Origin of the sequence: Povalibacter uvarum, assembly GCF_014202975.1 — a bacterium.
Lineage (GTDB): Bacteria > Pseudomonadota > Gammaproteobacteria > Steroidobacterales > Steroidobacteraceae > Steroidobacter > Steroidobacter uvarum.
Genome location: NZ_JACHHZ010000002.1, coordinates 115,322 through 135,721 on the forward strand (window position 1 = coordinate 115,322; position 20,400 = coordinate 135,721).

At 63.8% G+C, this 20,400-nt stretch carries 13 protein-coding genes; 2 read left to right on the forward strand and 11 right to left on the reverse strand.

What is annotated here, in order from left to right; genetic code table 11:
- Nucleotides 1–242: 242 nt before the first annotated feature.
- Nucleotides 243–4,061: a hybrid sensor histidine kinase/response regulator gene (locus HNQ60_RS06800; protein ID WP_184330294.1), complete on the forward strand. Its 3,819-nt coding sequence runs from the start codon at nt 243–245 to the stop codon at nt 4,059–4,061.
- Nucleotides 4,062–4,111: 50 nt separating this feature from the next.
- Here HNQ60_RS06800 and HNQ60_RS06805 read toward each other — a convergent pair whose 3' ends face one another.
- Genes HNQ60_RS06805 through HNQ60_RS06825 form a run of 5 tightly spaced genes read right to left on the reverse strand, consistent with a single transcriptional unit; the run spans nt 4,112 to nt 8,718 of the window.
- The gene (locus HNQ60_RS06805; RefSeq protein WP_184330295.1) at nt 4,112–4,384 is read right to left on the reverse strand and encodes an oxidative damage protection protein; all 273 of its coding nucleotides are present in this window, start codon (nt 4,382–4,384) and stop codon (nt 4,112–4,114) included.
- 38 nt (nt 4,385–4,422) lie between these two features.
- Entirely contained in the window at nt 4,423–4,857 is a 435-nt protein-coding gene (locus HNQ60_RS06810) for a PaaI family thioesterase (RefSeq protein ID WP_184330296.1), read from the reverse strand.
- Nucleotides 4,854–5,918 carry an A/G-specific adenine glycosylase gene (mutY, locus tag HNQ60_RS06815; RefSeq protein ID WP_184330297.1) on the reverse strand — a complete coding sequence of 355 codons (1,065 nt, stop codon included), beginning with the start codon at nt 5,916–5,918 and terminating at the stop codon, nt 4,854–4,856. The genes HNQ60_RS06810 and mutY overlap by 4 nt, the downstream gene beginning before the upstream one ends.
- Before the next feature lie 4 nt (nt 5,919–5,922).
- The gene (locus HNQ60_RS06820; RefSeq protein ID WP_184330298.1) at nt 5,923–6,513 is read right to left on the reverse strand and encodes an SRPBCC family protein; all 591 of its coding nucleotides are present in this window, start codon (nt 6,511–6,513) and stop codon (nt 5,923–5,925) included.
- A 24-nt stretch (nt 6,514–6,537) separates the two neighbouring features.
- The gene (locus HNQ60_RS06825) at nt 6,538–8,718 is read right to left on the reverse strand and encodes an AsmA family protein (protein WP_184330299.1); all 2,181 of its coding nucleotides are present in this window, start codon (nt 8,716–8,718) and stop codon (nt 6,538–6,540) included.
- A gap of 107 nt (nt 8,719–8,825) precedes the next feature.
- On the opposite strand from HNQ60_RS06825, the gene HNQ60_RS06830 reads away from it, so the two are divergent.
- A complete protein-coding gene (locus HNQ60_RS06830) occupies nt 8,826–13,352 on the forward strand; it encodes a PAS domain-containing protein (protein WP_184330300.1) in 4,527 nt (1,508 codons plus the stop codon).
- Nucleotides 13,353–13,357: 5 nt separating this feature from the next.
- Here HNQ60_RS06830 and HNQ60_RS06835 read toward each other — a convergent pair whose 3' ends face one another.
- From HNQ60_RS06835 to HNQ60_RS06860, 6 genes are all read right to left on the reverse strand, one after another.
- On the reverse strand, nt 13,358–14,320 hold the full coding sequence (locus HNQ60_RS06835) for a diguanylate cyclase (protein WP_184330301.1): 963 nt from the start codon (nt 14,318–14,320) through the stop codon (nt 13,358–13,360).
- A gap of 121 nt (nt 14,321–14,441) precedes the next feature.
- Nucleotides 14,442–15,323, reverse strand: a complete 882-nt coding sequence (locus tag HNQ60_RS06840) for a DUF4097 family beta strand repeat-containing protein (RefSeq protein WP_184330302.1) — start codon at nt 15,321–15,323, stop codon at nt 14,442–14,444.
- 5 nt (nt 15,324–15,328) lie between these two features.
- Nucleotides 15,329–15,952 carry a hypothetical protein gene (locus tag HNQ60_RS06845; RefSeq protein WP_184330303.1) on the reverse strand — a complete coding sequence of 208 codons (624 nt, stop codon included), beginning with the start codon at nt 15,950–15,952 and terminating at the stop codon, nt 15,329–15,331.
- Between the two features lie 65 nt (nt 15,953–16,017).
- A complete protein-coding gene (locus tag HNQ60_RS06850) occupies nt 16,018–16,578 on the reverse strand; it encodes an RNA polymerase sigma factor (RefSeq protein ID WP_184330304.1) in 561 nt (186 codons plus the stop codon).
- Between the two features lie 222 nt (nt 16,579–16,800).
- Complete coding sequence (locus tag HNQ60_RS06855) at nt 16,801–17,979, reverse strand: EAL domain-containing response regulator (protein ID WP_184330305.1); 1,179 nt, start codon at nt 17,977–17,979, stop codon at nt 16,801–16,803.
- Nucleotides 17,972–20,380, reverse strand: a complete 2,409-nt coding sequence (locus HNQ60_RS06860; RefSeq protein ID WP_184330306.1) for a hybrid sensor histidine kinase/response regulator — start codon at nt 20,378–20,380, stop codon at nt 17,972–17,974. The genes HNQ60_RS06855 and HNQ60_RS06860 overlap by 8 nt, the downstream gene beginning before the upstream one ends.
- Nucleotides 20,381–20,400 lie beyond the last annotated feature (20 nt).

The following is a 20,400-nucleotide window of genomic DNA, read 5'->3' on the forward strand; positions in this document are numbered from 1 at the left end:
ATGCTGTGATCGGCATCACAATGATGCCGATCCATCGACACGCACCTCACGTTTCCGGTGCCTCCTCGTTGCGAGGCCCGCCCCCCGTCGATTACATAACATTTCCGCTGATTCGTCGGTGCGTGCGGGCGACGTGACGGATCTCACCGTCCTTGCGCGTGGGTCGCCGCGACAGCGAAACCAGGGTCCAGTTTTGCGGACCCGAGCCGTTGTCTCGACAAAATACTGTTTAAGGTGCGGGGATGAAATCGCGCGGGGTGATCGAAATACTGGCTGGCCAGGCGTCCGTCGTGGCGATCCTGGTGCTGGTGTTGTTCGTGTCCATCGCCGGCACGCCCCTGCTGCTGCAGAAGAAGGTCGTCGCGCAGCGCATCGGTGCCGATGTCGCGATCTCCAAAGCATATGCGATCACCGAGGCACTGCTGTCCAACGGCTCGCAGGGCAATCTGGACAAGGACGAGCGCTCCTTCACCTCGCGCCACCTTCCGAACGCGTTGACAGCGCCAGTCGAAACGGATGTCAGCGATCCGTTCATCACCGCAGCTGTCGCCAAGCTCAAAGCCAATCCGCAGCAGCCGCACATCGATTTCACCAACGCGGCCGGCCAGGTCTTCCTTCGCTACGCGGTGAACGATCGCGCCGGTGGCGTACTGCTCCTCAACCTGCCGCTCGATCGCGAGCGTGCCGTCATCGGCCGGCTCTTCGGTCAGTCCTACTTGTCCGCCAACGCTGTCGGCATGCTGATCGTTTCGCTGCTGCTGTTCGCCACCTTCGGCCTGCGCTTCTATCTGCGGGGCCTGATGCGTCTTCCGGAAGACCAGCGGCGCGCCATCATCAAGTCCGGACTCGACGATCAGCAGCAGCGGCGCAATCTGTTGCCGTGGATGCTGACGCTGTGTCTGCTGGTCTTCGCTTTCGATCTGATGAACACGATGGATGCCGTCGTCGGCATCGGCTACGTGCTCGCGGTCACGCTGAGCCTGTCGTCGAATCGACCCTGGCACGTGAATGTCGTTGCGGCTCTCGGTTGCGTGCTGCTGTTCGCGGCGCCGATCGCGTCCAGCTACGACGGGAGTTCGTGGGTCTACTTCGAGCACCACTCCGTCACCGTCTTCGCGATCCTCGTGACCGCGCTGTACGGCAGCGCTCACATGCGCAAGTCGCGCGCCGAGGCGATCGCGCTCGCGGAAGCTGCGCAGTCCAAGCACGAGACCGAAGAACTGAAGATCGCGTTGCAGCGCGTGGAGACCGCGGAGAACGAACGACGCAACACCGCCGAACGCATGACGATGGCGAACCAGGCGGCCGGCATTTCGATGTGGCACTGGGACGTCCGCAGCGACACCGTCACGGTGTCGGAAGACAGTCCGTTCGTTCACCGCATCGGCGGCGCTACCCGGTTCACGGGCAACGATTACGCGAACACCCTCGTCCACCCCGAGGACCAGTCTGCCTACAAGGCGATCTTCGTCTACGCATTGAAATCGCTGCCCGGCGGCGATGACCGCATCCAGCATCGCTATCGCGTGCTGCATGCCGACGGTCGGATCCAGCACTTCCAGTTCCATGGTCGCCTCATGCGCAATCGCAGCGGCGCGCTGCTGGGCGTGCTGGGTGTCGATTGGGAAGTCACGCGCGAAGAAGAAGCGTTCGAAGAGATTGCACGCCAGACCGAACAGCTCCGCGAAGTGCAGGCTCGACTGCAGCGTGCCGTCTCCGGCACGACCGACATCTTGTTCGAGATCGACGCCCGCAGCGGCAACTGCTGGGTATCGCCGCGCTTCTACGACCTGACCGGCTATGCCGACGGCGAACTGCCCACGACGGTGCAATCTCTCTACGCCATGATGCATCCGGACGACCGGTCGCTGATGGACGAAGTCACGCGCAGGCACTTCCGCGACCACACTCCTTTCGATATCGAGTATCGCCTCGTCTGCAAGGACGGGCGCATCGTGTGGATCCACAGCCGCGCAACCGCACAGCGCGACGAGAACGGCCGACCGACGTTGCTGTCGGGCTCGATGTTCGACGTCACGGAAGCCCGCGCTGCCCGCGAAGCCCTCGTGCGCGCGACCGAAGACGCAGAGGCTGCGAGCCGCGCGAAGAGCACGTTCCTCGCGACGATGAGCCACGAGATCCGCACGCCGATGAACGGCGTGATCGGCATGACCGGGCTGCTGCTCGACACCAATCTCGATCGCGTGCAGCGCGACTATGCGGAAACGATCCGTGCCAGCGCCGACTCGCTGCTGACGATCCTCAACGACATTCTCGACTTCTCGAAGATCGAGGCCGGCAAGCTCGACATCGAGAACATCGATCTCGATCTCAATCTGAACGTTGACGAAGTCGGCTCGCTGATGGCTTTCCAGGCCGCGGCCAAGGGCCTCGAGCTCGTCGTCAACGTGCGGCCGGAAGTGCCTCAGCACGTGATCGGCGATCCGCAGCGTATTCGCCAGTGCCTGCTGAACCTCGTCGGCAACGCGATCAAATTCACGCAGAGCGGCGAAGTCGTGCTCGAAGTGTGTTCGCTCGGGCGCCAGAGCGGCCGATCGCTCGTCCATTTCGAAGTCCGCGACACGGGTATCGGCGTCCCGCCCGAAACGCTCGCGAAACTCTTCCAGCCCTTCACGCAGGCGGACTCGTCGACCACGCGTCGCTTCGGCGGCACCGGCCTCGGCCTGTCGATCGTACGCAAGCTCGTCGAAATGATGGGCGGCCAGGTCGGCGCGCACAGCGAAGTCGGCAAGGGTTCGGCCTTCTGGTTCACGCTGCCGCTCGATTCCGCGTCGATGAGCAGCGACGAGAATCACGAGCCGGTGATGCCTCGCGGCAAGCGCGTCCTGCTCGTCGACGACAACGAAACCAATCGCCGCGTTCTGTCGGCACAGCTGCATCACGCGGGATACGACGTCGATGCGGCGGAATCCGCTGCTAGTGCGCTCGCTGTGCTGCGTGATCCCGACACCGCGCCGTTCGATGTTGTGGTGCTCGACTACCACATGCCCGACATGGACGGCGCGATGCTCGGCCAGGAGATCGTCAACGACCGCTCGATCCCGCCGGCACGCCTCGTATTGCTCACCTCGCTCGATCGCTCGGGCGATATCCAGAAGTTCGCGAACATCGGCTTCTCGGCCTATCTCACGAAACCCGTGCGCACGCGCGAACTTCTCGAGTGTCTCGAGAAGTCGCTCGCCCGCGATGCCCAGGACTGGCATATGCGCAGCCAGCCGATCATCACGCGCGGCACGCTGATCGCGAACGAAGTGCCGCGTCGCTACAGCGGGAAGGTTCTGCTGGTCGAAGACAATGCCATCAATCAACGCGTCGCACGGCGCTTCCTCGAACGCCTGGGTTGCGATGTCCACGTCGTCGGCGACGGCCAGCAGGCAGTCGATGCTTACCGCAAGGACTCGTGGGCGTTCGTGCTGATGGACATGCAGATGCCTGTGATGGACGGGCTCGAAGCCACACGGCGCATCCGCGAGATCGAAGCTGACGGAGCGCGCACACCGATCGTCGCTTTGACAGCGAACGCGATGATGGGCCAGCTCGAACGGTGCCTCGAAGCCGGCATGGACGACTATCTGACCAAGCCGCTCGATATCACGCGCCTGCAGGACGTACTGGATCGCTTCATGACCGCCGTGGCCCGTGAGGAGCAGATACTCGAAACCCCTGCCCCCTCAGGCACTGGCGAAGTATCGATGCGCACGCGCCTGAATGAGATCGCCGATGGCGATACGGAGTTCGCCGCCGAACTGGTGACGACCTTCATGCTCGGCGCCGAAGAAACCGTGCAGGAAATGAGAACCGCTGCGCGTGCAGGCGACCTTCAGGCACTCGCCCGTGCGGCTCACAAGCTCAAAGGTGCCGCAGGCAACCTGCACATCGAAGAACTCGCCAACATGGCGCAGACGATGGAATCGAGAGCCAAGGCCGGCGTCGGTGGCGCATGGGGCCAGGACATCGAGCGCATCGCGCAGGAATTTGCGCGGGTGTGCGAGGTGTTGCGAGGGATGGCGGACTCGCCGGCGATGGTCGCGAATCGCTGACGACGATTTCGCCGCCCCCCCTGTCATTCCCGCGAAGGCGGGAATGACGGTCACTGCCCCTTCGGCACGTACTCCGTCGGCTTCTCCGACCCTTCACCGAAGAAGAACTTCTCCATCTCCGCAACGAGGAACTTCCGCGCCTTCGGTTCGATCGGCGAGAGACGGTACTCGTTGATCAGCATCGTCTGGTGCTTGACCCAACGCTGCCACGCTTCCTTCGACACGTTGTCGTAGATGCGCTGGCCGAGCTCGCCTGGATAGGGCGGCTTGTCGAGGCCTTCCGCTTCGACGCCGAGCAACACGCATTTCACTGTTCTTGCCATGGCGGCAGTTAATCACAAGAGCGCGTCGGACGGCATCCCTATTCCTCCGCGATGCCCGCCTGCGCTCGCGCTTTGCGCGGAACGATGCGCAGCTTCGCGGTTGCAGTAGCGACGAGCACGCCTTCGCTGTCATGCAGCTCACCCGACGTTTCGCCGTAGCGATGATCCCGCGTGACGAGCTTGCTCGTCGCGATGAATGGCCCGATGCGGCCGGGCTTCACGAAGGTCACGTTGAGATTCACGGTCACTGCCGTCTGATCGGCGGGCAGTACGGTGTAGAGCGCGAGTGCCGTAGCGGAATCGAGCATCGCGGCAAGAAGTCCGCCCTGCACCGTTCCATGACGGTTCGCGAAGTCGGGCCGGGCCGTAAAACCCAGCCTGGCGCCGCCGTTCTCGGTATCGACGCTCAACACTTCGCGCCCGAGCAGTTCGGCGACGGGCGGCTGAAATTTCAGGATTTCGTCTTTGGTCATTCGGGTTGCGCTCGCGCGAGCATCGCGATGAGATCGACCGCGGGCTTCGCGAGACCGATCTTTGCAGGCCGCTTCGGGTCATACCAGAGATGACGATCGCCATCGGCAATGTCGCGTGACACTGGGCGCGCCCGCACGAGAATCGGATGCAGCGTCAGATCGAAGTGCGTGAACGAATGGTGATAGGCCCCGAGCGAGGTCTCCCGTTCCTGCAGCTTGCCGAGGCCGGCTGCATGGCTCTGTGCGCTTTCGGGCTCGTCGAACTGCGGGAACGTCCAGAGCCCTCCCCAGATGCCGGTGGGCGGGCGACGCTCGAGCAGAACCGCACCCTGCTCGTCCATCGCGATGACGGCGTAGGCGATGCGCTGCGGGCGTGCCTTCTTCGGCTTCGGCGTGGGCAGCGAAGATTGCCGATGCTCGATGCGCGCCACGCAATGCTCCTGCAAGGGGCACATCGTGCACAGCGGTCGTGAGCGCACGCAAAGCGTCGCGCCCAGATCCATGATCGCCTGCGTGTAGTTCCCGACACGCTCGGTTGGTGTGCACAGATCAGCGAGTCGCCAGAGTTCGCGCTCGACCTTCTGCTCGCCCGGAAATCCCTCGATTCCGAAATAGCGCGTCAGCACGCGCTTCACGTTGCCGTCGAGGATCGGGTGACGCTGCGCACGCGACAGCGCCAGGATCGCGCCTGCAGTGGAACGGCCTATGCCGGGCAATGCCTGAACCGCTTCCAGCGTCGAAGGAAACTCTCCGCTGAACTCTTTCACGATTGTCTGCGCTGCGCGATGCAGGTTGCGTGCGCGAGCGTAGTACCCGAGCCCGGTCCACAGATGCAGCACTTCATCGATCGGCGCGGCCGCCAGTGCACGTACCTCTGGAAAACGCTCCATGAAGCGCTCGTAGTAAGGGATCACAGTCGCGACTTGAGTCTGCTGCAGCATGATCTCCGACACCCAGACCCGATAGGGCGTGGTGTCGCGCTGCCACGGCAGATGTTTGCGACCGGCACGGTCGAACCAGGCGAGCAGGTTCGGCGCGAGGGTGCGGATAGCGTCGGACATGCGATCAATGACCTTGTTGCGAATCGGCTTTCGCTCTTGCTTCCACACCGCGAAAGAGATCGATGGTGCCGTCTTCGAGTGTCTCGAGCAGCCAGCGCCGGCCCGCAAAGGCGGGAATCCAGAAGTCGGGAACGATACTCGTGCGATAGCTCACGCGAGTCCGCCCGTCCGTCACGGACAGCATCATGCGCGTCTCCCCGAACTTCACATCGCTGCGCGACGCATCGGCTGTCGCGACCAGCTCCAGGGGCGATTCCTCGACTCGCTCGACCCGCTTCACGTTGCGGCAGAACGGCCCGAAGCACGCACGCACTATCGTCTCGAGTGTCGTCACATAGTCCGCCGGGCGATCGATGATCTTCGCTTCGAGGATGCGTGGATCGAGCTCGGTATAGCTCGTGTAGTCGCGAAGGACTGCCTGCACGCGATCGACGGGCGCATCGAGCAGCGCAACGAGCTCGTACTGGTAGTGCTTGTCGACATACGTGGCCTGGGAAAGCTCGATGTCGAGAGCGGAAGCTGCTGCCGGCAGCAGCAGTGACGCGGCGCTGCACCAGAACCACCCACCGGGCCGACTCTTCTCTCGCGTCGTCACCTCGTCACCCCGTCACCCGATCGCTCATCTGGTAAACAGATCCTTCAATTTCTCCCCGAGCTTCTCCTTGAGTTTCTCCTCTTCTTTTTTCAGTTCTTCCTTCACCCGGCCTTTCACGTAGTCATGGATGTCGGGACGGACTTTCGGATCGTCCAGCTTGCCAGTGACTTTCACGGGAATCTGGGCATCCACGAGATCCTGCATCTGCGAGGTGTCCGCGCCCTCCTTAGGAATCTTGAGCACGGTCGCCATGAGCTGGTAGTCGAGCGTGCTCTTCGGCAGATCGAGCGTGCCCTTGCCACCGATCTTCAGGTACTGCATCGACACATCGAGGTCGTTGTTCGACATGACGCCGTCCCTGAAAACACCGGTGCCGCGCAGCGCATCGAACGTCGTGCGGGCTGGCCCGGAGCGTTCCGGAACCGCTTCCTGCTTGAGCACAGCTCGCGCACGGCGGATTTCGTACCAGAGGTCGGCGCCTTCGAGCACGCCTTCGGCGACATTGAAATCGACGGTGCCGTTCAGCGTGTTCATCAGGTCGTCGGTGTTGCGGCCCGAGGCGGTGCCTTTGAAAGTCGCGCTGCCTTTGCCCGAGAAGCGTTCGCTCTCGAACATGTCCTTTAGCAATGGCGCGAACGCGACACTGTTGACCTGCTCGCTGAAGCTGACGCGCGCCGCATCCTTGCCCGCTTCGATGCCGATGTCGCCGCTATAAGTGCCGCCGTACATCGATGCTTCCGCCGGATTGAGGCGCACCTTGCCGTCGCGTGCATTCACGCCAAGACGCAGCTTCGAAAACTTCACGCCTGCGAAGATCGCTTCGCCGATTCGCAACTGGCCGCGTGCGTTCAGCGTGCGGAGCATCTCGATGGGAATTTCCGTTGGAGGCGCCTTCTCCGCCTTTTCCTCCCTGGCCGGCTTCGCAGCCTCCGCGGGCTTGGGCGCGAGGTAACGATCGGCATTGATGCGATCGACATCGAGATCGAAGCGCAGCGCCTTCGCCTCGAAATTGGCGATGCCGGCCTGACCCTTGGCGGTGGTGTCATCGAGCGTGAGCTGGACGTCCTCGAGGCCCGCCGAGTCCTTCGTGGCAACGACGTTGCCCGAGAAACTGAGCTGGCTGAACACCGCCGGATCGGCCGTCGCCGGCAGCTCGATACCGAGCTTCGGCAACCATTCCCTCGGGGAAATGCGCTCGAGGCGCAGCGGTCCGCGCAGCTGGGGCGCGTCCAGGATCTCCTTGCCTTGCAGGCCCCCGGTCAGCTTTGCGCCGGCGATTTCCGCACTAAATTCTGTCAAATCGAGCGTCTGCGTCTCCAGATTCGCGAGCAATTGCTGCGCCTGCACCGAGACCGGCACTCCTGCCGCGGGAAATCCGTCACCTTTCCAGGTCGTCGTCAGCGTCAGACCGTCAAGTTGGTGCACGCCGTGACCGATATCTGCAGAGAGGGACCGCGCGTGGAGCTGCACCGGTATGCCCTCAGGGGGATATCCCTGGCCTTGCACCGTCATGTCGATCCGAGGGTCGGCGAGGCGGTGTGTATTGCTTTCCAGATCCGCGGTAACAGTGGTCGCGACATGCACTTTGACCGACAGCGAGGCGTCCTGATCGAGCACGAAGCCGGTCTTCAGATCGAACGGCTCGCCGGAGGCCAGTCGCCCCGTTTCCAGATTGAAATCGCGCACGACGCGCCGCGACTTCTCCTTCCGGTTTTCCATCGTGACGGACGAGTTCGTGATCTCGAGCCCGGCAATCGTCGGCAGCTCGCCGCTGCCCGTTTCGGTCTGCGCCTGCGTTTCGTCGCGCTTGCCGAGATCTTCCCAGTTGTCGCGTCCCTGCTCGTCGGTGATGAGCCGAATCCGCGCACCGTCGAGTCTGATCTTGCCGACCTCGAGACGACCGCGCAGCAGAGGCAGCAGCCGCACGCTGACACGTGCGCCGTCGATCGAGACGAAGGGCTCGTCGCCGAAGCCGGGCGCATCGCTCAATGTGGCAGCACCCGTCTCGAGCGCGATCCACGGAAACACCGACAGCTTGAGATCGCCGGTCAGCGCAAGTTTGCGGCCCGTCCGGCTTTCCACGGCAGCCGAGATGTCGTCGCGATAGTCGTTCGGATCGACGAACAACATGACGCACACGACGAGCACGATGACGAGCGCCACCAGCGCGCCGAGAACGTAGCCTGCAATCTTCAGTACCCGCATCGGTCTTCCTCATGTCAGCGGACCGCGTCGGCGCATCGCGTACGACCGCCCCGTGGAGCGGTCGATTCTAGCAGGGGCCTTCGCCGTATCCGCCCCAGGGTCGCATTGTGACGACGCTGCTGTATGTCCTCGGCGGGGTGGCCGGAGGTTTCGCACTCGCGAGACTTGCGCCCGCCTTTTTGCGCCTGGGCAAGAACCGCAGGGTTGAGGCTGCGACCCCTGCCGCCGGTCCGCAGGAACGGCGCGATCTGCTCGAGCGACTCCACCTCACGACCCGGACTGCGGGCCTGGCAACCTGGGGCCTGGACCTGACGACCCGCGAACTCTCGATCGACGAACATCTTTGGTCCCTGTTCCGCGCTGCGCCCTCGACCGATGCGCGTGCGCTGCTCGAAATGGTCCTCGAAGAGGACCGGGCTTCCGTGCAGGCTGCTGTGGACGCAGCCGTGGCTGACGAAACGGGCAGTGTTTCATCGGTCCGCTATCGCATCCGCCGCGGCGACGGCGAAGAACGCTACATGCAGACCCACGTGCGGGCGCTGCGCGAAGGCGGAAAGGCTCCGCAACGCGTGCTCGGCGTCACCTGGGACGTCACTGACGATACCGTCCGTGCGTTGCAGATGGAGGAACACGCGGGCGACTTGCGCACGGTCGTCGAGCGATTCAACGCAGCGCTGCAGACCGCTGGCTTCTCGCCGTGGGAAATCGATGCGCGCACCGGCCGCTTCGTCTGGGCGGAGAATCGCATCTCGGCCTTCGGACTCGCCGATCTGCCGATCGCGGAGTATGGCGAAGCGCTCACGCGCATGATGCATCCCGATGATCGGGCGGACCTGATCGAAACGGGTCGTCGTGCGATCGCGGAGAACCGGCCGAGCTATTCGTATCGTTATCGGCTGATGCGACCCGATGGTCTCGTGCGGCACATGCAATCGCACGTTCGCATCATCCGCGACGGCGACGGACAGGCGATCCGCCTGCTCGGCTCGACGATCGACATCACGAACGAAGTGCAGACGAATGACCTGCTGCAGCGTCAGGCCGAGCAGGAACGCCTGCTGCTGGATCGCCTCAACATCGCGACCCAGGCCGCCGGCATCAGCTCGTGGGAAATCGATCTCGAGCAGCGTCGCTTCCTGTGGATCGAGAATCCGCTCGAAGGCGCGCTGATGCCGCAAGACGATTCGCTGGAATCGTTCGCGGAGCTGTTGCACGCGGAAGATCGCGGCCTGTTCATTCAAGCCGTGCAGCAGGCAGTGGCGCAGCGTCAGGAGCGCCTCTCCTACCGCTATCGTTCGAAGACGATCGACGGACGCTCACTGTACGCCCAGGTCAGCGCCCGCCTCGTCCTGAACGAAGCCGGCCGGGTCACCCGCCTGCTCGGCGTCACCTGGGATGTGACGCGCGAGGTCGAGGCCGCAAAGCAGCTCGAAGAGCAGGCTGCGCACGAGCGCATGCTGCTCGATCGTCTCAGCATCGCCACGCAGGTGGCCGACATCAGTTCGTGGCAGCTCGATCTGCGTACGCGCGAGTTCCTGTGGGTCGAGAACCCGATCCCGTCGCTGGTGTCCTCGGATGACCTGACGACGCTCAGTGTCGACCAGCTGTTCCGCGTCACGCATCCGGACGATCAGGACGTGGCGGCGAATGCGATCCGCAAGGCGATCGCGGCCCAGACCGACCGCATGTCCTATCGCTACCGCGCGATCGGCCCGTCCGGACAGACCGTGCACGTCCAGAACTACGCGAAGCTCATCTTCGACGAGCAGGGCCAGCCCGTCAGCCTGCTCGGCGCTTCCTGGGACGTCACCCGCGAAGTCGAGGCTTCGGAAAAACTGCAGCAGCAGGCGCAGCAGCTTCACGATGCCGAGCGCCGCCTGGAACGCGCCTCGCTGTCGAGCTCCGAGGGTCACTGGGAGTTCGACATTTCGTCGAGCATGCTCTGGATGTCCAAGAGCTATCACGCATTGCTTGGCTATGAGGACGGCGCGCTGCCGCGCAACGTCATGGAAGTCGAGGAGCACTATCTGCATCCCGACGACATCGAGCTCAGCCGCACGATCCTGAGAAATCACCTCGTCGCCGGCACCCCGTACGTGGTCGATCATCGCTTGCGGACTGCGTCCGGCGAGTATCGCTGGATCCGCACGCGCGGCAGCACCGAACGCGATGCACGGGGCGAGCCGCGCCGCATGTCCGGATCGATCCAGGACATTCACGAGCAGAAGCTCGCCGAAGATGCGCTCCAGCAGGCGCAGCAGCGCTTCGAACGTGCAATCGCCGGTACGCAGGACGGATTGTGGGAAATGGCGAGCGACGGCACCTCGTGGTCTTCGCCGCGACTCGCTCAACTGCTCGGATACCACCCGGAAGAGTTCGCCAACAACACGAGCTTCCTCAACGAACATTTGCATCCGCTGGACCAGGACGTCGTGGCCCATGCGACGCAGGCTCACCTCGAGCGCAATGAACCCTACGACGTGGAAGTCCGGTTGCGCACGCGTGAGGGCTCCTATCGCTGGTACCGTGCACGCGCACGTGCAGAAAAGAGCGTGGATGGGCTTGCTCAGCGTTTGTCGGGCTCACTGCAGGACGTGACGGAAGCACGACAGGCCCGCGACGAACTCGTGCGCGCCACCGCAGCCGCCGAGTCCGCCAATCGCGCGAAGAGCGAGTTCCTGGCCAACGTCAGCCATGAGATCCGCACGCCGATGAACGGCATCATCGGCATGACGGGCCTGTTGCTCGAGACGCCGCTCGACCGCACCCAGCGCGATTACGCAGAGACGATCCGCGGCAGTGCGGATTCGCTGCTCATCGTCATCAACGACATTCTCGACTTCTCCAAGATCGAAGCCGGCAAGCTCGACATCGAAGCGATCGAGCTCGACCTGCGCGCGAACGTGGAAGACGTCGGCGGCGCCATGGCGTTCCAGGCCGCCGCACGCAATCTCGAGCTGGTCGTGCATGTTCATCCGCAGGTGCCGCCGCGCGTCGTCGGCGATCCGCAGCGGCTGCGGCAGTGTCTGATCAATCTCGTCGGCAACGCGATCAAGTTCACGCGGCAGGGCGAGATCGTCATCGAAGTGTGCATGGTCGGCCGCCGCGACGGCAAAGTGCTCGTCCAGTTCGAAGTCCGCGATACGGGCATCGGCATCGCGCCCGAAACGCTCAAGTCACTGTTCCAGCCATTCGTACAGGCGGACTCTTCCACGACGCGCCACTTCGGCGGCACGGGGCTGGGACTGTCGATCGTGCGCCGGCTCGTCGAGATGATGGGCGGTGAAGTCGGCGTCGAAAGCGAACTCGGCAAGGGCTCGGTCTTCTGGTTCGTGCTCCCGCTCGAACAGGCGGACGAGCCCACGATGACGGTGCCGATCGACCTGGCGCGGCTCGGCCGACGCGTGCTCGTGGTCGACGATCAGGAAACCAATCGACGCGTGCTCGCGGGCCAACTCATGCACGCCGGCTACGAAGTCAGCCTCGCTGGCGGCGGCGAGGAAGCGCTGCGCCTCATGCGCATGGCGTCGAACGACGATCATCCGTTCGAGGTCGTGCTCGTCGACAACCGCATGCAGGACATGGACGGCGCGACGCTCGGCGAACGCATCAACCAGGACGAGTCGTTGTCGCAGGCCCGCATCATCGTGCTCACCTCGCTCGACCGTCATGGCGACATGAAGCGCTTCGCGTCGCTCGGTTTCGCCGGCTATCTCACCAAGCCGATTCGCGCCCGCGAGCTGTTCGAATGCATGGATCGCGTGCTTTCGCGTGATGCGAAGGAATGGCACATGCGCAGCCAGCCGATCGTCACTCGCGGCACGCTCACGAGCAACGAGAAAACGAAGCGCTACCAGGGTCACGTGCTCCTGGTCGAGGACAACGCGGTCAACCAGAAAGTCGCTGTGCGCTTCCTCGAACGGATGGGCTGCAAGGTCCGCGTCGCCGACAACGGCGCCGAAGGCGTCAAGGCCTGGCGCGACGGCCGCTTCGACATCGTGCTGATGGACCTGCAGATGCCGGTGATGGACGGCCTCACGGCGACGCGACGCATTCGCGAGGCCGAGAAGGAACTCAATCAGCGTGCAACGCCGATCGTGGCGCTCACCGCGAACGCCATGTCCGGTCAGCTCGAACGCTGCCTGGAAGCAGGCATGAACGGCTTCCTGTCGAAGCCGCTGGAGATCGCGCGCCTTCATGAAACGCTCGAACGATACGGCCTCGGCGTCGCGCCGGACGCCGCAGCCGCGGAGACCGCGCCGGTGAGTACCGAGAACGTTCCTGTGGAGCTTGCACGCCTGCACGAGCTCACCGCGGGCGATCCCGAGTTCGCCCAGGAGCTCGCATCGACCTTCATCTCGAGCGGCGAACAAGTGCTGCTCGAGATCCACGCCGCGCTGACGAGCCTCGATCGCGGCGCACTCACTCGCGCCGCGCACAAGTTGAAGGGCGCGAGTGCCAACATCTATGCGGAGCCGCTGCGCGTGCTGGCGTTCGAGCTGGAAACCAATGCGGTCAGCCTCGATCAGCCGCGACTGAAGGATCTGGTGTTGAGTCTGGATCTGGAGTTCCAGCGGGCTGCGCAGTTCCTGCATGCGCAGACGAGCGAAACGCGTGGGGCGCGCTCCGCTTAGTAGCGCTAGTCCATCGCTTCCATCGTCACGCGGTCGCGCCCAGCGGACTTGCTGGCATAGACGCCGGCATCGCAAGCAGCGATCAGCGCATCCAGCGTCGCGCCCTGCGGCGGTATCGCCTTCCAGCCCGAGACGCCGAAGCTCGCGGTTATCGGAAGTTGACCTACAGAGGCGGGACACGGCGTCGTGGCGATCTGTTCGCGCAGATGATTGGCTGCGGTCGTCGCATTGATCACGTTGGTCTCGGGCAGCACGATCACGAATTCTTCGCCGCCATAACGCGCGATCCAGTCCGCGGAACGCACGCCGGTCTGAAGCTGCGTAACGAACCACTTGAGCACTTCGTCGCCTACGAGATGGCCGTGGGTGTCGTTGATGCGTTTGAAGTGATCCACGTCGCACATGATCACGGCCAATTCCCGACCGTAGCGCGCCGAGCGGTCGATCTCGCGCGGCAGCTGTTCCATGAGGTAGCGGCGGTTGTACGCGCCCGTCAGCGGATCGGTAATCGAGATCCGACGGTTCTCTTCCATCGCGGCACGCAACGAGCGTTCCAGCGTCACGATGCGCTTGCCGGTCGTGAGTCGCGCGATGAGCTCGGGCTCGATCACAGGCTTGGTGAGATAGTCGTCCGCGCCCGATTGCAGGCCGGCCACGACGTTCTCGATGGAATCGCGGGCCGTCAGGAGGATCGTGTAGATGTAGCCCTGGGTTTCCGATTTACGCAGGGCGCTGCACAGGGCGATGCCGTCCATCTCAGGCATTTCCCAGTCCGTGATCAGGAGCTGGAAATCCCCGGTCTCGAGCTTGGCCAGCGCTTCCACGCCGTTCCCGGCCGTATCGACCTCGTACCCCGCCCGTTTGAGCAGCCGGGCAACGATCAGGCGCTGTGTTGGCTCGTCATCGACGAGAAGGATGCGCCACTGGGTCGGGGTTTTGTGTTCGGCACTGTTGACGGGTGCGACCATGCGGATCGCATCGTACTGTACTGCGCTGCAAAGGCCAACGTGGGATCTATCGTCACTCCCCGAGAACGCGGGAGTCCATCGGACGGATTCCCGCTTTCGCGGGGATGACGGACGAGCCCCCTTATTTGCAGATCTCCACGCCCCCGTTCAGCGTTTTCACGCGGACGCGGGCGCTGCCGTTGCCTTCCTTGAACCGCAGGGCATTGCCTGGCGCGAATTCGCGCGTGCGCACGGACTTCGGCCCGAAGCAATTATCGATCTCGCCGTTGAAGGTCTCGACATCGAATTCGACATTGACCGGCTGCTTGAACATGAAGCTCAGGTCGCCGTTGATCGCCTCGGCTTCCAGGCGCGCATCGGCACTCAGCATCGCGTGCAGATTCAGATTGCCGTTGGTGGTCTGGATCCGGCCCCGGCTGAGCGTCGGCATGCGGATCTGCATGTCGCCGGTCACCGTCTCCACGTTCAGCTCACCGGAAACATCGGAAAGATTCACGTCGCCGCTCACCGTGTTCACGGCAGTCCGGCTGGTCGTCCCGTGACCCGCGACGATCACATCGCCGCTGATCGTACGAACGGTGATTTCCTCGCCCCAGACCCGGGTGCTGATCGATCCGCTCACGGCCTGCAGGCGTTGCACGCCGCGCACGTCGGAGATGGTCTGGTCCGCACTCACCGTCTTCACCAGCAGTGTGCTGTCGCGCGGTACCTCGACGATCAGGTCGCTCGATCCGCTGCTGCTGCGGCCACGGCGAATGACGTTGATCGTCGTGCGCCCCTGGCTGCTCTGGACATCGAGCTTTTCGGTCTCGTCGTCCAGGTCGGCGTGGATCTGCACTTCGGCGCGATCCCAACCGCGCACCTGCACATCGCCGCTCGTGTTGATGATTTCGACTTCGCCGCGTGCGTCGGCCGGAACGGTCCGTTCGACGGTATCGGCGATCGCCGCATTGCCCGCACAGAGCGCCGCAATGACGAGCGTGAGTCGGAGTGAGGAAGCCATCGATCTCATAGACGGGTCTCGGGTTGATTCAAGGTCGGAACGCTCACGTGCGACACGCTCGCGAGCAACGCCAATTCGTTCTGGTACGTCGACAGCAGCAGTTCCTGCAGCAACGGATGATTCGGGTACTCGGCGAGCGTCGCCGAGATCTCACTGGCCGTACGACGCAGATCCGCGAGATTGCGTTCGAGCTTCGCCCGCGCGACCGGCGGTAACGTCGCTACCTGGCGCTGGAACTCTGCATCGAGTGCTTCGCGTGCACGCATGTACTCCGCGCCGAGCAAGGCCTGCCCGCCGAAGCTGGCCTGCTTCACGTCCACCGTGGAAGTCGTCAGCAACTGTTTCTGCGCCGATTCCCGTGCCAGCTGAATCTTTTCTTCGGCGGACCGCTGAGTAACGACATACGTCGTCACGGACGAGGCGATGACGAGCAGGAAACCAGCAGCAAGCCGCATCCAGCGGTGCGAAGGCGCTGCGGCAGGAGCCGGCGCCACCGCAGGCGTCGTCGCCTCGATGTCGGCACGAATCCCCGCCCACAGATCCCGCGACGGCGCCACATCCCGCGGCAGCGAGGCGAGCGCACGATCGAGGGGATCGTGACCAGGCCCGTTTGTGAAATTACCGCTCATGGCTGCTTCTCTGACTCTGAATCCGATCTGCTCTCTGTTCTGAACTAACCGCTAACCGCCAACCGCTAACCGCTTCCTTCCAATCCCATTCTTTCCCGCAGCAACTTCCGCCCTCTGTGCAACTGGGCCTTGCACGTGCCGACCGCGATTCCGAGCATGTCGGCGACTTCCTCGTGGCTGTAGCCATACACGGCTTGCAGCACCAGAACGTGTCGAGCGCCTTCGGGAAGGCCCGCTATCGCCCGCTCCACGTCCACCACTTCACCCGCATCGAACTCTCCGCCGCCGCCCAACCCGCTTTCCGCGGTCTCCTCGACATCCTCATCGCTCGTCTCGGTGCGCGTTCCGTGATTCCGGGCATACGTCAGCACCTCGTTCACCGCGATGCGATGCAGCCAAGTGCTGAACGCACTGCGTCCTTCGAACGCGCCCAGGTTCCGCCATGCCCGCACGAACGTCTGCTGGACGCAGTCTTCCGCGACATCCCGCCGACGACACATGCGCAGGCAGATGCCCATGATGCGGCTCGAGTGCAGCCGGTACAGCCGCTCGAACGAACGCATGTCTCCCCCACGGGCAGCCTCGACCAGCGCCGTGTCCGAGAGGGTGGGGCGATCAGCGTTCATCATCACCGGATTGTCGGCCCTTTTGGCGGCGCCGGATAACACTGTTGCCTCACCACGTCTGGTTCCATGCCCGCATCTGATTTCATCGCAATTCGTTGATTGGATGCGGGGGGGAGGCGGAAGGTTGGAAGGGATCCGTCATTCCCGCGAAAGCGGAATGCATCCTGCCCGAAAAGCATGGATTCCCGCTTTCGCGGGGATTACGGATCTGGCCGGGTAGCTTCAGGCCGTCTTATATCGCGCGTTCCAAGCTCTTACGGCCTCTTCCAGGGCCTGTCCCGGCATCGGGCGGCCGATGAAGTAGCCCTGGGCGCGATCGCAGCCGACGGAGTCCAGGAAGTCGAGGACCTCCTGGGTCTCGACCCCCTCGGCGCAGGCAGTCAGGCGGAGCTTGTGGGCCAGCAGGATCATGGTTTCGACCATGGTCCGGGCGTCCTCGTGAGCGAAGACGTCGCGCACGAAGGAGGTATCGATCTTCAGCTCGCTGAACGGCATGAGATACAGCTGCTTCAGCGAGGAATAGCCGGTGCCGAAGTCGTCGATCGACAGGCCGAAATTCTTGACGCGCATGCGGGTGAGCACATCCATGGTCGTGCCTGGATCGAACATCGCCGCGCTTTCAGTCACTTCGAAAATGATCCGGCGCGCGTCGGCGCCGATCTGCGCGGCCATTCGCGCGACCTGGTCGGGGAGCGCGAGGTCGTTCAGCAGCTGCGGGGAAAGATTCACGGCCACGGACAGGTGCAGACCGGCGGCATCCCATTCGCGGCATTGCGCGAGCGACACTTCCAGCACCTGTTCGGTGAGCTTCTTGATCAGCCCGTTGCGTTCCGCGAGCGGAATGAACCTCACGGGTGAAATCATGCCGAGCGTGGGATGTTCCCAGCGCGCGAGCGCTTCGACGCCTTCGACGATCCAGCTGCCGGGCGCGACTCGCGTTGCCTTCGGCTGGTAGTGAACGGAGATCTGGCGCTGATCGAGCGCGCTGGTCAGCGCAGCGAGCGTTACCGGTGTGTCGCTGCGCAGGCAGCGACGCAACGTCGCTTCGAGATCGCCAAGCATGATCGGCTTCTGCAACGCACCGAGCATGTTCAAGCCCTGCGCTTTGCCGAGTTGCTGCGCCGTCGCGAGAACGCGTTGATCCATGCCGCTGGCAACGAGCACGTGCGCCTTGCTGCCGCGCTCACCGAGATAGCGGAGCAACTCGATACCGTCGGCACCGGGCATCTGCAGGTCGAGCACCACGACGGTGGGCTGGAAATCCTGGACGGCACGCCGGAACGCATCCGGATCGGTGACGGCCAGCGCTTCGAATCCCATCGCCGCGGCGGCCTCGGAGATGAACTCGCACAGGTCTGGCTGATCGTCGATCACCAGCAGCTTGTTGGCCAGGTCAAGCAACTCGGATCTCCCGGTCGAGCACATGTCGCACGCGCATGGCCAGTTCTTCGTTTCTGTAGGGCTTGTGGATCACGTCGGCCGCGGAGATGCCGCCGCTGAGGACGGCGCTGTCCGCGTAACCGGTCGTGAACAGCACTTCGATATTCGGGCGCATTTCGCGCGCGCGACGCGCAAGCTCGGGACCGAGCGTGCCGCCGGGCATCATGACGTCGGTGAACAGCAGGTCGATGTGTTCCGAGCCGCTGAGGATGTTCAGTGCACGCTCGGCATTCGGCGCAGCGAGCGCGCGATAGCCGAACTGGGTCAATGCAGTCACGACCGTATCGCGCAGATCCGCATCGTCCTCGACCACCAGGATCGTTTCATGTCCCGTGGGCGCAATGCGCGTGATGATCGTGTCTTCGCGAACGACCTGTTCTTCGCGACAGCGCGGCAACAGGAGCTGCACGGTCGTGCCGCGACCTAGCTCGCTTGCGATCGTGGCGACGCCGCCCGCCTGCTCGGTGAAGCCGTGCACCATCGCAAGACCAAGGCCGCTGCCCTTGCCTGATTCCTTCGTCGTGAAGAACGGCTCGAACACGCGCGACAGCACTTCGGGCTCGATGCCCACGCCGTTGTCGCTGACGCTGACCGATACATATTCGCCCGGCTCGATCTGCGGATGCGTCAGCGTGAAGCTCGCGTCGAGGCGCACGTTCTGGGTCTTCACGGTGAGCCGGCCGCCGCGAGGCATCGCATCACGTGCATTGATCGCGAGGTTGAGGATCGCATTCTCGAACTGACCGGCATCGACACGGGTGTGCCACAGGTCGTGCGCCTGCACCATGCGTACTTCGATCGACTCGCCCAGGGTGCGCTGCATGAGGTCGGCGAGGCCCGTGAGCTGCCGATTCAGATCGACGACATTGGGGTCGAGAATCTGACGACGCGCCAGCGCCAGCAGGCGTCTCGTGAGATCCGCACCGCGCATAGCTGCGCGCATAGCGGTGTGAACTTTGCGCGCAAGATTCGGGTTGTCATCCACGCCGCGCTCGAGGAGCTGCAGGTTACCGAGTACGACACCGAGCAGGTTGTTGAAGTCGTGTGCAATGCCGCCAGTCAGCTGGCCGATCGCCTCCATCTTCTGCGCCTGCAGCAGCCGCGCTTCGAGACGCTTGATCTCGGTCAGGTCGTAAGAGATCGCGAAGAAGCCCCGCGGATCGCCCTTCGTTCCATCGGCGCGTTGCGCGAACTCGGGCACCAGGTGCATCTGCCAGTCGCGTGCGCGACCGTTGCGAGCAGTGCCGTGCTTGATCGTATCCGCTTCGCCTCGCAGCGCCGCGTCGACGTGTCCGGCAATCAATGCGTACTCTTCGGGCGTGTACAGCGTGTTCAACGGGCGGCCGATGCACTGCGCACGCGGCAGGTTCGCGAACTCTTCCACCGCCTGGTTGACGTACGTGATGACGCGCTGGCGATTGATGTACATGACCAGCGTCGGCATCGCGTTGAGCGTCAGCTCGTAGAAGTCACGCGTCTCGATGACCTGGCGTTCCGCGATGACGCGATCGGTGATGTCCTGGATCGTGCCGTGCAGGCGGATCGCCTCGCCGTTGCGGCGATCCGCTTTGACGATGAGCCGGACCCAGATATTGCGGCCGCGCGCACTGGTGAGCGGCAGCTGCAGAGTGGTGATCTCGCCTGTGCTCCCGACGTGAGCCAGCACACGCTGCAACTCGGCACGATCGGCGGGCGCGAAGAACGACTGGCAGCGCTCGGTGTCGAGCGGCGCGCCCAGCGGCAGGTCGTGAATCGCGTAAACGGAATCGGTCCAGAAGATGCGCTGGGTGGAAACGTCCATCTCCCAGCCGCCGACGAGTGCAGTCGCCTGCATGTCGCCGAGCAGACTGTCGAGGCGCACGCGCTCGCTGACGTCACGGAACGTCAGCACCATCCCGCCGGGACCGCTTTCGGGCGTGATCGGGACGACGCGGTATTCGACGGGGCGACGCTTGCCGTCTTTGCGACGGAGCATCGCGCCGACGCCGGTCATGATGTCGGTGGTGCCGCTGCGGCGGCGCACGACACGGCTCGACCGCTCATCCGAATCGTTGATGAGCTGTCGGTAGTTCTTGCCGAGGATTTCGTCGGGACTCTGGTACCCGAGCAGTTTGACGGCCGCTGGATTCGCGTACCGGACCGCTTCCGTGTGGTCGACTTCGAGGACGCCTTCGCCCGAGGCTTCGACGATGGCGCTGTCGCGGCGGATGGTGATTCCCGCGCGGATGAGTTCCCTTCGCAGATCACGCACCCGCCGTCGTTGCCAGAGGATGGCGCAGACGGCGGGTACGACGATGAGCAGGACGGTCGCGATGATCCCTGCGATCACACTCGGCTCGAGCACTGGTTGCAGGAAGCTCACCGCTACCCTTTAGTTACGTC

Excerpts from the sequence above, each read along its gene's own strand:
- HNQ60_RS06800 (WP_184330294.1), top strand. The coding sequence starts at position 243 with ATGAAATCGCGCGGGGTGATCGAAATACTGGCTGGCCAGGCGTCCGTC.
- HNQ60_RS06805 (WP_184330295.1), bottom strand. The coding sequence starts at position 4,384 with ATGGCAAGAACAGTGAAATGCGTGTTGCTCGGCGTCGAAGCGGAAGGC.
- HNQ60_RS06810 (WP_184330296.1), bottom strand. The coding sequence starts at position 4,857 with ATGACCAAAGACGAAATCCTGAAATTTCAGCCGCCCGTCGCCGAACTG.
- mutY (WP_184330297.1), bottom strand. The coding sequence starts at position 5,918 with ATGTCCGACGCTATCCGCACCCTCGCGCCGAACCTGCTCGCCTGGTTC.
- HNQ60_RS06825 (WP_184330299.1), bottom strand. The coding sequence starts at position 8,718 with ATGCGGGTACTGAAGATTGCAGGCTACGTTCTCGGCGCGCTGGTGGCG.
- HNQ60_RS06835 (WP_184330301.1), bottom strand. The coding sequence starts at position 14,320 with ATGGTCGCACCCGTCAACAGTGCCGAACACAAAACCCCGACCCAGTGG.
- HNQ60_RS06840 (WP_184330302.1), bottom strand. The coding sequence starts at position 15,323 with ATGGCTTCCTCACTCCGACTCACGCTCGTCATTGCGGCGCTCTGTGCG.
- HNQ60_RS06845 (WP_184330303.1), bottom strand. The coding sequence starts at position 15,952 with ATGAGCGGTAATTTCACAAACGGGCCTGGTCACGATCCCCTCGATCGT.
- HNQ60_RS06850 (WP_184330304.1), bottom strand. The coding sequence starts at position 16,578 with ATGAACGCTGATCGCCCCACCCTCTCGGACACGGCGCTGGTCGAGGCT.